Source organism: Serratia sp. PAMC26656, from assembly GCF_016469055.2.
Classification (GTDB): domain Bacteria; phylum Pseudomonadota; class Gammaproteobacteria; order Enterobacterales; family Enterobacteriaceae; genus Serratia; species Serratia plymuthica.
The window spans coordinates 1,698,753-1,713,988 of sequence record NZ_CP150486.1 but is presented as its reverse complement, the minus strand read 5'-3'; the positions used below and the strand labels follow the sequence as shown (position 1 = coordinate 1,713,988).

Sequence of the window (15,236 nt, the reverse complement as noted above, 5' to 3'; positions counted from 1 at the left end):
GTGCAGATCTTGATGAGAAACACTTACCTACGACTGGCTCGAAGGAATCAAGTACTGCTCAATTTTAAACGATATTTTCAACCACGCTACCGCCCCTGGCATTACTGCAACCAGAGTACATTTAAGATAACTCACTGATTTTGATTAAAACAGCAAACTGTGCACGCCCCTACTCGCTTTCGCTATAGTGGCCCCAACAGCCTCTCTATTGCGGATCTGGGTGCTCACCAAGTTACATCCAACCGCAGCCTATTGCTCTAGGAATAGGCTGGATTCACCGCCATCAAGTCACTTGTAAGGCTTAGTCCTGCAGCATCCCCTTCAGCCACTCGGCGAATGCAGTTCCCTGCACAGGATGACGAACGCCATACTCTACGAACGCTTTCATATAACCCAATTTATCGCCACAGTCATGCGAACGCCCCACCAAAGCAAAAGCATCAACCGGCTTTTGCTCCATTAGCATTGCGATGGCATCGGTAAGTTGAATCTCACCGCCAGCCCCGTAAGGCGTTTTTTCAAGCAACGGCCAAATGTCTGCAGCCAAAACATAGCGGCCTACCACTGCCAAGTTGGACGGTGCTTCATCAAGCGCTGGTTTTTCTACAATCGCGTGCATTGGCACACTTTCACCCGGCGCGACCACAGCACCTCGGCAATCCACCACTCCGTACTTGGAAACATCCTTTTCTGGCACCGGCTCAACCATCACCTGACTGTGACCGTGCTGTTCAAAACGGGCTATCATACTGGCCAGGTTATCTCTTTTCAGGTCGCTGGCAACATCGTCCATTAAAACATCAGGCAGCAGCACAGCAAAGGGTTCATCGCCAATTAAAGGCCGAGCGCACAGAATCGCATGACCCAAACCTTTGGATTGCCCCTGACGGACATGCATCAGCGTGACGCCTTTAGGGCAAATCGATTGAACTTCCTCCAGCAGTTGCCGCTTGACACGCGACTCCAGCATGCTTTCCAGTTCAAAGGAAGTATCGAAATGATTCTCGATGGCATTTTTAGATGAATGAGTTACCAGAATAATTTCTTTAATGCCGGCAGCGACACATTCATTCACGATGTATTGGATGAGGGGTTTGTCAACGACTGGCAACATTTCTTTAGGAATAGCCTTTGTTGCCGGCAACATGCGGGTGCCAAGACCTGCAACTGGAATAACAGCTTTAAGCATTTCTGTGGAGACTCCCAACTACTTTAGTTTCATTAACACAACACACCAAATGTTTACCGCTGTGGCCCATCGTTCCGTTCGCCAATCTTGGGTGTATTGCCAAAATGATGTCAATTTTCTTCGGGCTGAAGTATACACCTATGTTGAGGGTTAATACATTAACACCACATAGACGACCACCTACTTGCCTATCAGTTAGCCTGAACACAACTAAAAAATCAAAGTAAGATAATGAAAAAAATGGAAAAAACTAAATACGCGCCTATTTTGGCGCTAACATTGAGTCAAGTATATAGATATAGAAAGTATCGGCTTACGAACAAATATCAATCACAATAAATAGCCAAAATATAGTAACATACGTTACAAACAACCCCATTTATTGAGAATAGTTATTGTTCAATTGGTTCAGCCCATAGGCTATAAATATCAACATACTGTTAATAAACAAAAAAGCCCACAAAATAGGGGCTTTTGAAGATTCATTGTACGCTGGCGCGGCCTTAGAGTTTATTGCCGTACCCTTGCGGGTTGTTCTTTTGCCAATTCCACGTATCGCGCATCATATCATCAATCCCGCGGCGTACTTCCCAACCCAACTCCTGACGCGCAAGGTTGGCATCAGCCCAAAACGCTGGCAGGTCTCCGTCGCGACGAGGCAAAATTTGGTATGGGATTTTTACTCCTGACGCTTTCTCAAAAGCCTTCACCATAGCCAATACCGAGTGCCCTATCCCAGCGCCCAGATTATACGCTTTGAAACCATCAACTTTTTTCAGATGATCCATCGCCATCAGGTGCCCTTCGGCTAAATCCATCACATGGATGTAATCGCGCTCCCCGGTGCCATCTTTCGTCGGGTAATCACCGCCAAATATCCCCAATTTCTCCAGTTTACCTATCGCCACCTGCGCAATATAAGGCAACAAATTGTTGGGTATGCCATTCGGGTCCTCGCCAATCATTCCCGACTCATGAGCGCCTACCGGGTTGAAATAGCGTAAAGCGATAATAGAGAACTGCGATTCTGCCTTGGCAAAATCCTGCAGGATTTGTTCCACCATCAGCTTTGATGTGCCGTAAGGACTGGTCGTGCCACCGATCGGTGTCGTTTCAACATAAGGGACCGGGGAGTTAGCCCCATAGACCGTAGCGGAAGAACTGAAAATGAATTGATGTACCCCCGCCCGACGCATTTCTTCCAGCAATACCAGCGTGCCGGAAACATTATTTTGATAATATTCGAGTGGCTTGCGGGTCGACTCCCCCACTGCTTTCAAGCCGGCAAAATGGATCACCGATGAAATATCATGCTCATCAAAGATGCGACGCAGGCATTCACCGTCCAGGATGTCCCCTTGGTAGAAAATAGCCGCTTTGCCCGCCAGCTGTTCGACGCGGTGCAACGACTCCTCTGATGAATTCGACAGGTTGTCCAGCACAACAACATCTTCGCCACGGCCCAACAAGGCCAGCACGGTATGAGAACCAATATAACCGGCTCCGCCAGTGACTAAAATCGCCATAACAACTCCTTATACGCGCCTATGGCGCTAAAGATATAAATTTTGATTATCGCCCATGACGTTCATTCAAACAAACAGGGCTGCAATAGCAGCCCTGTTCTGATGCAACATCGTGGTAATGACATCAGCGAGACAGCATCGCCAAAATTTCGTTTGTTTTTTCTTTCATCAACGCTACATTCGCACGTGACTCAACGTTGAGACGCACTACCGGTTCGGTATTGGATGAACGCAAGTTAAAGCGCCAATCTGCAAATTCCATGCTTATCCCATCGGTGTAATCTACCTCACCGGCCTGGGCCAGATAATGTTGCTTCACGCTTTCAATTGAAGCTGCCGGCTGCGACAGTTTGATATTGATTTCTCCCGAGGACGGGTAAGCCGCAATTCGATCCTGCACCAGTTGCCCCAGCGTCTGGCCCTTGACACAGACCAGTTCAGCCACCAACAGCCACGGAATCATGCCGCTATCGCAATAAGCAAAATCGCGGAAATAGTGGTGGGCGCTCATTTCGCCACCATAAATGGCATCTTCAGAGCGCATACGCTCTTTAATGAAGGCATGACCCGTTTTTGACATCACCGGCACGCCGCCAGCTTCATTCACAACATCGATAGTGTTCCAGCTCAGGCGCGGGTCATGAATGATTTTTGCCCCTGGTTGTTTTTGCAGAAAAGCTTCCGCCAGTAGGCCAACAATATAGTAACCCTCGATGAAATCGCCTTTTTCATCAAACAGGAAGCAACGATCGAAGTCGCCATCAAACGCGATCCCCATGTCTGCACCGTGTTCACGCACGGCATTAGCAGTATCCGCACGACATTCGGGCAATAACGGGTTAGGAATACCATTCGGGAATGTGCCGTCCGGCTGATGATGGACCTTAATAAACTCCAGTGGGACATTCAGGGCCTTAAGAGATGCCTCAATCGCATCGATTGCATGCCCGGCCGCACCGTTGCCTGAGTTGATAACCAGTTTCAACGGCTTAAAGTTTTCGGCATTTACATAAGACAACACATGCTGAACATAATCGGCCAGCACATCCTGACGCACATAGCTACCGCGCGTAGCGGCCGGCGCAGGGAACTGATTGGTTTCAGCCAGTTCCTGAATTGCCCGTAATCCGGTATCTCCGCTGATTGGGCGTGAACCTTCGCGAACCAACTTCATTCCATTATAGTCGATGGGATTATGACTGGCCGTCACTTCCACGCCACCGTCAGCTTTCAGATGCGAGGTGGCAAAATAAACCTCTTCAGTCCCGGTCATGCCGATGTCGATAACGTCGGTGCCGGCATCCTGTAAACCTTTTGCCAGAGACAGCTTCAAACTTTCGCTGGTCAGACGCACATCACTGCCCAAAACAATGGTCTTCGGTTTCAAAAACTCGCCATAAGCACGCCCTATGCGGTAGGCAATGTCATCATTTAATTCTTCACCTAATTTACCGCGCACGTCATAAGCTTTAAAACACGTTAACTTTTCCATCGCCAAATCCTTTAATTAAACTCTGCCATACCGATCGTGTAAACGCTCAATGTCATCTTCTTCAAGGTAAAATCCCGATCGAACCTCAATAATTTCAAGATCGATTTTCCCAGGATTCTCCAGCGTGTGAACGCTGCCGGCCGGGATGAATGTGGATTGATTTTCCGATAAAAAGAATTCTTTATCTTCAACATTCACTTTTGCCGTACCACTGACGACCACCCAGTGTTCTGCGCGATGAAGATGACGCTGTACTGACAACCCTTCGCCGGGGCGCACGATGATTTTTTTGACCTGGAAATGCTCGCCGCTGTCGATATCGCAGATCTTGCCCCATGGGCGATAAGATGAGGAATGTTGGCGGAAGTGATGAAGATTGCGTTTCTTCAGTTCATCAACCACTTTTTTGACATCCTGAACGCGATCTTTAGTCGAGATCAACAACGCATCATTGGTGTTGATTACGATCAAATCATCCAAACCGATGGTCGCCACAAGAGCAGAATCCGAGGAAATATAGTTATTGTTGGAATCGATGGAGATAATCTGGCCAACGTTTACATTCCCTAAGCCATCTTTTTCGGAAACCTCCCATAAAGATGACCAAGACCCCACATCACTCCAGCCTGCATCGATAGGAATGACCACCGCATCACGCGTTTTTTCCATGACAGCATAGTCAATTGAGTCGCTTGGGCAGTGCTTGAATATTTCCTGCTCAACGCGGATAAAATTCATATCACGCTGACTATCAGCCACAGACTGTTGCGTAGTGCTAAATATCTCAGGGCTAAATTGTTGCAGTTCTTGCAGGAATTTGGCTGTTTTAAACATGAACATGCCGCTGTTCCAGCTATACTCTCCGCAAGCCAGATACTCGACAGCTTTCTCCAGACAAGGTTTTTCAACAAACGAGTCAACCTTGAAACATTCGTTAGAAAGAGCCTTCCCGCGCTTGATATAACCATAGCCGGTTTCCGGATGACCGGGAATGATGCCGAATGTCACCAAATTATCTTCGGTGGCATGTTGAATTGCAGTTTTTATCGCCGAGTGGAAATTATCAATTTTTTTAATCAGATGGTCGGCTGCCAACACCAGCAGCATGCTGTCCTCATCTTCTTCCGCAGCCAAATGTGCTGCCAACGCCACTGCAGGGGCAGTATTACGCCCAATGGGCTCTAAAATAATATTGGTCGCAAGTTGGTCGATTTCACGCAGTTGTTCAGCGACTAAAAAGCGATGGCCTTCATTGCAAATAACCAAAGGTGCGGCGACTTCCACACCATCGAGCCCGGATAAACGTTGCAGAGTCTGCTGTAACAGGCTAAATCCACTGTCATCAATGGATAAAAACTGCTTAGGAAACGATTCGCGCGACAGCGGCCACAGCCGGCTACCAGTACCACCAGCCATAACCACAGGAATTAGTTTTGCCATTATTAACCCTTTACTCAGTTGTCTTTCTCATATAAGAGAGCGCCATTTATCGCCAGTTGCCCCCTTCACTATAAAAGCCCTTCATCTACACAACAGTTACGTTTGTTATGCCAAAACCAACACTTCCCCGGAGCTAGCTGGAGCTCAATTGAGGTATGCGAGTACATTCATCGAAAAATGGGCCATCCAGGGTGACGATAGAAACACTATTGATAGCTAACATAACGTATTCATGCAAAAAAGAGCAGCTTGACGCTGCTCTTTCAGATTAATACTCATGGTCACTACGCAGCGGAAATTCTCTAGCGATTATGGAAAAAATACTGAGCCACACGTTTCACATCATGCTCATCCAGGGTACCTGAATCACTTAGCAGGGTGATCCAAGCCTTGATATAGGTATATTTCGCCGACGCTAGGTCCTTTTGCGCACTGTATAATTGTTGTTCCGCGTTAAGTACATCTACGTTGACGCGTTGCCCCGCCAGCACGCTTTGCCGGGTAGCCGTGACCTGAGTGGTCGCCGACTTAACCGCCAACTCGTAGGCGGCCAGCTTGGCACGGCTGCTGATGCACAAGTTGAACTGCTTGCGTAAATCATTCAGCGTGGTGCCCGTCTGGGCATCCATTTCATACATAGCCTGCCCATAGCGTGCGGCAGCCTGGCGGGTCGACGCCGAAACGCCACCACCGGCGTAAATAGGTACGCTGACCTGCACGCCAATGCTGTCGGTGCGATATTTTTGATTAACCGTGTTATCGCTGCTGGAGTCATTTTCCGAATGTGAGGCGTAAAGCTGCACCTGGGGCATAAAACCTGCACGATTTCTTTCCACGTCATATTTCGCCGCATCGACGCCGTGGCGCGACGCCGCCAACGTCGGGTTATTTTCCAGGGCGATCTTTTGCCATTCTTCAAACCTGGAAGGGATTAGCGGCGCCACCTGGAATTTTCCTGGGCGCAACGTTTGAAGCTCATCCAGTTGGTTGAGCGGGACACCAATAATCACCTCCAGCTCGCGTTGAGCGGCATCCAACGCATCACGCGCTTCAATCTCCTGCGCCTCGGCCAGGCTGTAACGGGCCTGGGTCTCCGAAACGTCGGTAATGGTGCCTTCACCAGCCCCCATTAAACGATCGTTCAGCGCCAACTGCTCTTTATAAGCCGCCTTCTGCGCGGAGACCAACGCGATCTGGTCTTTCGAGTAAGCCACCTCCACGTAAGCGGAAATCACCCGCACCGCCAAATCCAGAAACTTGCTGCGATAACGTTCGTCAGACATCAATGTCTGAGCAACACCGGCCTTGTAACGCGCATAAGCCTCATAATCGAACAATGGTTGCGTCAGCGTAACCGAGCTGGAATAGCTGCGATACTGCCTGCGCTGGGTAACTTCGCTAACATTGCCAAAAATGTCACCCGATGGATATTTTTGCGTCTGCCAGTTTCTCGGCGAGTTCTGGTAATTGCCCGATACCTTCGGCAGCAGCCCCGCCCTGCCGATATTTTCGTTTTCGTCTCCTGCCTCTTTCTCTTTTATGGCCGCCCGGAAGGTCGGATCTTTTTCAAGTGCCAGCGAATATGCGTCTAGAATCCCTATCGAATGAACCGGCGCAGATATCGCAAACAAGAGGGTACTGATAGCAAGGCCAGCAACCTGTCGTTTAAATTGAATCAAAATTATTCCTCGGTTAAAGAAGTATGAGCGCGATCCAAAATAGGTTTAAACAGATAACTCAACAGTGAGCGCGACCCCGTCTTCACGAACACCTCAACAGGCATACCTGGTTTGATATCTTCGCCACTCAGCATCTTCATGCCTTCAGGCGTTACCGTGACCTGCATCTGATAGTAGGGTTCGCCGTTGGCCTTATCCACCAGCCGATCGGCGGAAACCAACGTCACCGTTCCCGGAATTTTCGGGGTCTTGTTTTGGTTGAAGGCGGTAAACATCAAATCCACCGGCAACCCGTTGTACACTTTATCGACCAGCTCTACCTTGAGGCGAGAATCCACCACCAGCGTAGCCTGGCTGGGTACAACGTCCATCAGGTGGTCACCCGCTCCCACGACGCCCCCCTGAGTAAAGATGCTTAATCCGACCACGGTGCCATCTACCGACGAAGTGATCGCTGTGTTACCGAGTTCAAAATTCGCCATTTCAAGCTTATTTCTGAATTCACTGGCATCCATTTGGGTCTGCGCCAACTGGGTTCTGACTTCACGCTGATAATCGGCAAAGCGTTGATCGATCCGCTGCTTGGACTCCTGCAACTGTTTTTGCACCTGGCCAATCCGCCCAACGGTTTCATCGATACTGCTGTTCACCTCGGCAAACTGGCGCTGAACTTCCAGATAGCGGTTGCGCGGCAAATAGCCGTCCGCAGCCAGCTGTTTCATGCTGTTCATCTGCTCGCGCAGACTCGAAAGCTGGATCTGTTTGTTAACCCGTGAGTCCTGCAGGCCTTTTAACTGGAAACGCATGCCATCCATTGACTGCTTATAGCCGTCAATTTCGCTTTGCAGCCCCAGGCGCCGGGAAGAAAACAACTGTGTTTGCAATGCAATAATTTCGGCAACGCGTGGCTGATCTTTGATTTGCTCAAAAACGGGGGAAAAAGTGACTTTGCTTAATCCATCTCGCTCGGCGAGTAACCGCCCTTCCGAAGCCAGCGTGGTGTAGTACTGGTCCCGCAGCGAAGCGACCTGAGCCTGTGCCTGCACCTGGCTCAATTGCACCAGCACTTCGCCGGCTTTAACCTTATCACCTTCTTTAACTGCGATATTTGTGATAATGCCACTGGCCGGTGCCTGCACCGTTTTACGGTTACCGGAGACGGTAACGGACCCAGGTGTCGCAACCCCTTTATCCAGAGGCGCAAATGCCGCCCAGGCGAAAAAGCCAAACAGGCCAAACCCAACCACTAGCCATCCCATGCGTGTGAAACGCCGCTCGTCCTGAGGGATCTGCTCTGAATACGAGTCTTGCGGCTCGCCAATGTGCGTAGACATACCAACTCCTTTGACTGCAGACGACGCATTTCAGCGCCGCCCGGCAAGTTCACAGCTTAATTAATTTGAGTTTTTGGGATATTGCCTTCGTCCGGCTCGGAATTGACTGCACGAACCGCTGGCTGCGGAGCCTGCGCTTTCTGAGCATTCGCCAGCGCCTGCAACACCTGTTGAGTTGGGCCAAACGCATTGACGGTGCCGTTCACCAACAGCAACAACTTGCTGGTCATCGACAGCAGATTGGTTCTATGGGTAATCAGAATCACCGTTTTATTCCGTTGCTTAAGGAACAGAATCGCCTGATTCAGCGCCTTTTCACCGGCATCATCCAGGTTGGAGTTAGGTTCGTCCAACACGATCAGAGAAGGATCGCCATACAACGCACGCGCCAGGCCAATGCGCTGCTTCTGCCCGCCAGACAACCCTGCGCCACCGTTGCCTATAACCGAATCATAACCATTAGGGAAACGCAGAATCAGTTCATGCACACCAGCCAGTTTGGCGGCCTCAATCACTTTCTCTGAATCGATAGCGTTAAAACGCGCGATATTCTCGGCAATGGTGCCGGCGAACAGTTCAATGTCCTGCGGCAGGTAGCCGATATAGGGCCCCAACTCGTCTTTGTTCCATTGGTAAATGTCGGCGTTATCAAGCCGTACAATGCCTTCGCTTACCGGCCAAATGCCAACCAACAAGCGCGCCAACGTGGATTTACCGGAAGCGCTTGGCCCAATAATCCCCAGCACGTCGCCCGGTTGAATGGCAAAGCTGACGTTATGCAATACCGCATCGGCTTTGGACCCCGGTGGCGTGGCGGTTACGCCTTCTACCGAGATGACACCTACGGGGCGAGGCAAAGACATACCCAGACCGCGCGGCGGGTGTTTATCAAGCAATTTTACCAGGCGTTGATAGGAGAGCTTGGCTGAGCTCCAGCTTTTCCAGACGTTGATCACCTGTTCAATCGGTGCCAGCGTGCGCCCCATCAGAATAGAACCGGCAATCATCATTCCGGGAGTAATGTGGCCATCAATCGCCAACCATCCGCCCAACCCCAGCACCAATGATTGCAGCGAGAGACGAACAAACTTGGTGATTGAGGTAACGGTGGTGGCGCGTTCGCTGGCCACTCGTTGGCTATTGAGGAAGCGCTGGTGCAATGTAAACCAGCGCTGTTTAAGATTAGGCAACATGCCCAATGCCTCGATTACCTCGGCATTACGCAAGTTGGTGCTCGCCAGGCTGCTGGACATGATGGACAGCTTGCTCGCCTCGCCCAAAGGTTTCTTGGAAACCATTTCGTTGATAACCGCCAGGGCGATCAGCAACAGGGATCCCACTAGCGCAAACAAGCCAAGCCAAGGGTTGAACAGGAAAATAACCAGCAGATAGATCGGGAACCAGGGTGCATCGAAGAAAGCGAACAAAGCGCTGCCGGTAAGGAATTGGCGAACGGTAGTTAAATCACTCAGCATCTGTCCTGCATCGGAAGAGCCATTTTTAAGATTTGCCTCATACGCCGCAGTATAAATACGGGTATTCAAACGCATATCCAACTGGCTGCCGATACGGATAACCACCATGCTGCGGACATATTCCAATAACGCCATCATGCCAAACATACCCAGCATAATCAGCGTTAGCATCAGCAATGTGATCTCATTACGCGACGGAAGCACCCGGTCATAAACCTGGAGCATATAGATCGAGGGAACGAGCATTAACAAATTAATAAATGCGGTAAATATGCCAACGGTCCAGAAAATTTTGCTGCGTGTCCGTATAACATCCGCAATTTCATTGCGCGGTATAAATTGGTTCACTTTCTGCCCTTACATCATGTGCACTGTCAGCCCAATCCGCATTGATTTCTTCTAAGGAAATTCCTAAAGGGGAAAACTAAAAAAAATCCTAAAGAAGACTCACCCCAAACATGCTCGAGACTGCAGATACTTTTTTTTAACTATAGGTAGAGAAAGTGGATATCGGCAAGGTGGAGCACGAAAAAAACCTCTCGCAACCGGCCGCGCTAAAACCAGTGAAAACAAGAAGATGAAAGGCATGATGAATAAAGTGGGATTATTTAGAAGAGAAATAAGACGGAGGTGATGACGCAGCTCACAAATTAAAAAACGGGGAGATTTACCCTCCCCGTATTATTTAATAACTCACAGTTTCCATAGCAACTATTACTCTGCGGAGTTTACACTCATGCGTAATGCAAAGTATCAATCAGTTGCTGATGGTTTTGACCCGTCAGGTAAACAACGCTATCGCCGAGGTCGAGAGCGTGGTTATCGTTGTTATCGACAATCACGTAGGAGCTGGCATTGTCGCCTGCACCGCCGAACACCACAGATGCCACGCCGACTTTAGCGGTCAACGAGTTACTGCTATCCAAACCGAGGATACCACCCAACAGGCCAATAACGCCGTTGGTCAAGCCACCAACCAAAGTCCCCAGCAGGGCATCCAGAGTATCGGAAGCACGGGTGCCGTAATCCGCCACCGCGGTACCGCTGGTATCGTTGGAAATTGTCAAGGCAGAAGCTACGTCGACAATCTTGTCTTTGGTGCTGTCAAAATCGGAGATGGTGATACCGGCCTGAGTATTACTGGCCTTCGCTTCGAAGGTATTCGCACCACTGCCACCGGTCAACGTGGTATTGCCGATCGCCGCCAGGTTGTCGGCAGCTGTAGAGCCTTCCACAGTCAGTTGGTAACCATTCAGACCCAGAGCCGTCAGAACCGGCGCCAGCAGTGCGGTAGTGACACCACTCAGCGGCAGAATGTTCAGCAGCTGAATGATGATACCGTCGCCGGTACCACCGTGGCTTGAATCAAGATTCAGGCCGCCAGTGTTGGCCGATGCATCGATATCACGCACGTTGCTGTACCCGCTACCCAGAGTCAGGTCAAGCAAGTGATCGCCGGTAACGGTGATGTTTTGTACCTGAGCATTGGTCCCGGTCAGCGCCAGAATGTTGTCGAAATCACCGGTGCCGCCAGAGGCGATGTTCACGTCGGTCAATGCCGTTGGTAATAACAGGCTACTGCTGCTGTTCAACGCCAGAGAGCCAGCGTTCACATCAGAAGAGCTTGTAGCGGTAAAATTGACATCAAAGTGATTGGTCGCATTCTGCAGGAAAGTAATTTCCACACTGCTTGCCGCAGTCGCATTACCCGTAACTTCCAACTGTGCCGAGCTACCGCCGGCAGCGTTAATCACTTTCACCGCTTCAGCCAGGCCAGAGAGTACGAAGCCTTGTGAACCGATGTTAGAGGTTGCAGCCTGAACGACGTTATTGGTCAGCCCTGTGGTGCTGGATTCCGAAACGGCATTGCCAGTCAGCACACCAAAGTCAAAGGTATGGTTTGCCGCAGTTGAGCCGGTGTTGACCGTTGCCTTACCGATATAACCCGCCAGATCCAACTTCTCGAAATTGCTGAACTGCGCAGAGTTACTGCTAATAGTCGCGGTGCGGACAATGGCGTTGCCTGACATCACGACGTTTTTGGTAATGAAGTTGGCGGAGATAGTGTCAATACCCGCGCCGCCATTGCCGGAAATGCCTGCACCGACGGTATTAGCACCACCAACCGCAGCATTGCCCAACCATTTCAGCGAGTCATTCCCTGCACCCAGATTGAAATCACCGGTACCGGTATTGACCGCCGCCGTAGCGGTGACCAGCACATCATCCGCGCCGGAGCTGGCGTTAAGGATAACGTTGCCGTTATTTACTGTGATATCAACACCCGGGTTAACCCCGTTGTCTGACAGGTTGACCGTTGCTGCGCTGGTACCGTTAATGGTGAGATTCGCCAGATGATCGGCGAACTTCAGGTTAACGACGCTGGCGGCATTGGCGGCAAGCAGAACATTCTGCAGTACGGCAGTTTCTGCATTACTGATCTGATGTGAAGCCCCGGTATTCACAATGCCGGTGGCATTACCGCCAGCCGCTGTTGCGCTCAGTGAAGCTGCAGTTTTGTACAACAGACTGGTACCGATGTCGAATTCGAAACCATGTTGCTGAGTTACCGTGGTGGCATCGATTGCCGTCGAAGATCGCAGGTCGTTGATAATTGCTTGAGTAATTAAAGATTTAGAAGCTAACCCACTATAAACAGCTAACTGCGAAGCAGTTGCAGCGGCGCCATGCACTGCTGTATAAACATGCTGAATAAAGTCATCGCCGGATAATTGTGCTCCTTTGCGCTGAAACTCAGCAGAACCAAGGAGACTTGTTGTCAGGCTTTCAAAAGATTTGCCCGCTTCCAATTTTTTGCTGTACGGATCTAAACCAGCAGCATCAATAGCACGGTCAGGAACAGCAAGGTAGATAGACGCAACTTGCTCTTGATAAACGAGCGCGGCCAATTCACCTGGCGCGTAGACTTTGCTTGCACCATTAAAGTGTGTCTGAGCCAGTGCATCAGATGGAGAAACCACCCCTCTTAATGCTGCAATCACTTCCAGAGAAACCTGAGCTCGCGAAGTGCCACCCGCTATCTCGTTAAGATAGGTATTCAGTTCATTTTGAGAAGGTGCCCTTTCAAATCCTTGCGTGAACAGACGCGTCACAAAATCTGTGTTACTCCCACCGGAGAGATATGCCCTCCCCTTTATTGCATCCGTAGCAGCATCAAGGAGGGTTTTAGTACCTGCACTGATTGCGCCGCCCCATGTATTAATAATATCTGGTGTTATACCTGCACCTAATACATAGTAAAGCGCTTGAATATCAGCGGCTCCAGAACCAGACGAAGCTGCTGCACTTGCAGATGGGTACAAGATAGTATCTATCGTATTTGTAAAGGTATCTTGTGCTGCCAGTGACGTGGTATCAAAACCACTGTAGTCCAATACTCCCGTCACTATTTTAGAAAGGATCTGACTTACCGTTCCGCCACCAAGCAACTCGGTCAATATTGATGGAGATGGTGCTTGACCATATACATTGGTGTAAACACTTTGAACTATCTCAGAAGTTGTTTTACCCGAATAGAGCGATTGCCCTTGAGTTGATGAGAGAAGGTTTTGTATATAACCCTCTGAAGTGATTACCGTTCTTTCCAACTGCCCCCCGATAGAATCGTAAGCAGAAGGTGTCGCTTTTGTTCCTAATACCGCATAAAGAAAAGCCGCAGCTTTTTGTTGATACGCTAAACCAGCCATTATAGTTCCCCTTGCAATACGAAATGCAAACTGAGTAGAGAAGCCGAAAATAAAAATCAGGCATAAAATATAAAATAGAACCTATAGGATTGACTTACAGGTTCACAATTTGAGTTAAGTTCACCAAACAAAACTTGTCAAGAACAGCAAAACATAAATTTAATCACAGAAAAAACATATGTATATCAATAAAATAGAAAAAGACCGCTATTGACTATTTGCATAGTTATTATTTCAACTTTATTTTGACAAAAAAAAGGCCCTCGGGAATGAGGGCCTTTTTAAAGTTAATAATTCAAATTCTCGCTATGCAACTAACCCTTTGATTTTTCTACCCAAGTTTATTGATGGTTCCTCAATAAATTTGTAAATAAAATGCGAGACTGGGATAGTGATAAATATACCCAATATAGCAAAGAGAAGTTTCAGATTGGGGCTTAAACCATCAGAAAAATATTCAAACAAGATAAGGATAGACGGGTGAATCAAATAAACGGAGTAACTTATCGTCCCCAAGTAAACAAACCAACGATTATTTAAGCGCATCTTTGTTGTAAACAAGACAAATAATAACACACTAAAATAATATGTTAAAACATAGCGCATACTATGGCCAAGGAAGCCACCATAGGCGAAACCACATATGGCGGGAATGGCTAGGACATAAATTAATATATAGTAAATACATAGTTTACGGGCAAGACAATCGCCATGCAAGATAAAGGCTCTCCACATGCCCCCAAACATCATTAATGATAATGCTAATGGTAATGCCACCGGGAGGGATATTCCACTAGAATTCCGGGCAAAGCCTAGCGCAAACGCAAAAAATAACATAAGCAATGAAATTGAGAAATTCACTTTAACTTTATTGAGCAAACCTATAGCGAAAAGAAAAACACAAAGACCATAGAAAATCAACTCTATAAATAGAGTCCAATAGACCCCAACAATATCTCTAACCCCAACCGCAGTCTGAAACATGGTAACGTTAGCAAGTATCTGATAAATGGGGAACTCTTTTCCAATAAATAAACTTGAAATCAAGAAAACAAATAACGACACCCAATAGGCTGGATATAAGCGAAAAAACCTAGATATCAAAAATGCTTTAACACCGCCATTCTTTTCTTTAAAACTGAAAGGGATAATGAAACCACTAATAATGAAGAATAGAACAACACCAACTTTACCAAGATCAAAAAAATCGTGAAAAAAAGATGATGAGCTTATATATAAAGGTACAATAAAATGCGCTATTACCACCCCAAGAGCAGCAAATCCGCGTATAGAATCGACATACTCTAATCGCCCAGGGACCCTATTATTCACTTTTTTTTCAGACAGGTCTCTGATCATATCTTCCGCCAATGTAATGTTTCGGGCCATACAAA

General features: G+C 48.4%; 9 protein-coding genes. All 9 read right to left on the bottom strand.

Annotated elements, in window-relative coordinates:
* Window positions 1-301 precede the first annotated feature (301 nt).
* The 9 genes from galU to JEM67_RS08685 all read right to left on the bottom strand — a co-directional run bounded on the left by galU (window position 302) and on the right by JEM67_RS08685 (window position 15,231).
* Window positions 302-1,189, bottom strand: a complete 888-nt coding sequence (gene galU / locus JEM67_RS08725) for a UTP--glucose-1-phosphate uridylyltransferase GalU (protein ID WP_199635203.1) — start codon at window positions 1,187-1,189, stop codon at window positions 302-304.
* Between the two features lie 503 nt (window positions 1,190-1,692).
* Window positions 1,693-2,715 carry a UDP-glucose 4-epimerase GalE gene (gene galE, locus JEM67_RS08720; RefSeq protein WP_199635204.1) on the bottom strand — a complete coding sequence of 341 codons (1,023 nt, stop codon included), beginning with the start codon at window positions 2,713-2,715 and terminating at the stop codon, window positions 1,693-1,695.
* A 124-nt stretch (window positions 2,716-2,839) separates the two neighbouring features.
* Complete coding sequence (gene cpsG / locus JEM67_RS08715) at window positions 2,840-4,207, bottom strand: phosphomannomutase CpsG (protein WP_199635205.1); 1,368 nt, start codon at window positions 4,205-4,207, stop codon at window positions 2,840-2,842.
* Between the two features lie 15 nt (window positions 4,208-4,222).
* Window positions 4,223-5,647, bottom strand: a complete 1,425-nt coding sequence (locus JEM67_RS08710) for a mannose-1-phosphate guanylyltransferase/mannose-6-phosphate isomerase (RefSeq protein WP_199635206.1) — start codon at window positions 5,645-5,647, stop codon at window positions 4,223-4,225.
* 302 nt (window positions 5,648-5,949) lie between these two features.
* Window positions 5,950-7,326 (bottom strand): TolC family outer membrane protein, encoded by a 1,377-nt coding sequence (locus tag JEM67_RS08705; RefSeq protein ID WP_199635207.1) that lies wholly within the window; start codon window positions 7,324-7,326, stop codon window positions 5,950-5,952.
* A gap of 2 nt (window positions 7,327-7,328) precedes the next feature.
* Window positions 7,329-8,660 carry an HlyD family type I secretion periplasmic adaptor subunit gene (locus tag JEM67_RS08700; RefSeq protein ID WP_199635208.1) on the bottom strand — a complete coding sequence of 444 codons (1,332 nt, stop codon included), beginning with the start codon at window positions 8,658-8,660 and terminating at the stop codon, window positions 7,329-7,331.
* A gap of 56 nt (window positions 8,661-8,716) precedes the next feature.
* Window positions 8,717-10,483 (bottom strand): type I secretion system permease/ATPase, encoded by a 1,767-nt coding sequence (locus tag JEM67_RS08695; protein WP_199635209.1) that lies wholly within the window; start codon window positions 10,481-10,483, stop codon window positions 8,717-8,719.
* A gap of 386 nt (window positions 10,484-10,869) precedes the next feature.
* Window positions 10,870-13,842: a beta strand repeat-containing protein gene (locus JEM67_RS08690; RefSeq protein ID WP_199635210.1), complete on the bottom strand. Its 2,973-nt coding sequence runs from the start codon at window positions 13,840-13,842 to the stop codon at window positions 10,870-10,872.
* A gap of 306 nt (window positions 13,843-14,148) precedes the next feature.
* Window positions 14,149-15,231 (bottom strand): acyltransferase family protein, encoded by a 1,083-nt coding sequence (locus tag JEM67_RS08685; protein WP_233527592.1) that lies wholly within the window; start codon window positions 15,229-15,231, stop codon window positions 14,149-14,151.
* Between the last annotated feature and the right edge of the window lie 5 nt (window positions 15,232-15,236).

Bases quoted from the DNA above. Each gene is read 5' to 3' on its own strand.
- galU (WP_199635203.1), bottom strand. From the start codon at position 1,189: ATGCTTAAAGCTGTTATTCCAGTTGCAGGTCTTGGCACCCGCATGTTG.
- galE (WP_199635204.1), bottom strand. From the start codon at position 2,715: ATGGCGATTTTAGTCACTGGCGGAGCCGGTTATATTGGTTCTCATACC.
- cpsG (WP_199635205.1), bottom strand. From the start codon at position 4,207: ATGGAAAAGTTAACGTGTTTTAAAGCTTATGACGTGCGCGGTAAATTA.
- JEM67_RS08710 (WP_199635206.1), bottom strand. From the start codon at position 5,647: ATGGCAAAACTAATTCCTGTGGTTATGGCTGGTGGTACTGGTAGCCGG.
- JEM67_RS08700 (WP_199635208.1), bottom strand. From the start codon at position 8,660: ATGTCTACGCACATTGGCGAGCCGCAAGACTCGTATTCAGAGCAGATC.
- JEM67_RS08690 (WP_199635210.1), bottom strand. From the start codon at position 13,842: ATGGCTGGTTTAGCGTATCAACAAAAAGCTGCGGCTTTTCTTTATGCG.
- JEM67_RS08685 (WP_233527592.1), bottom strand. From the start codon at position 15,231: ATGGCCCGAAACATTACATTGGCGGAAGATATGATCAGAGACCTGTCT.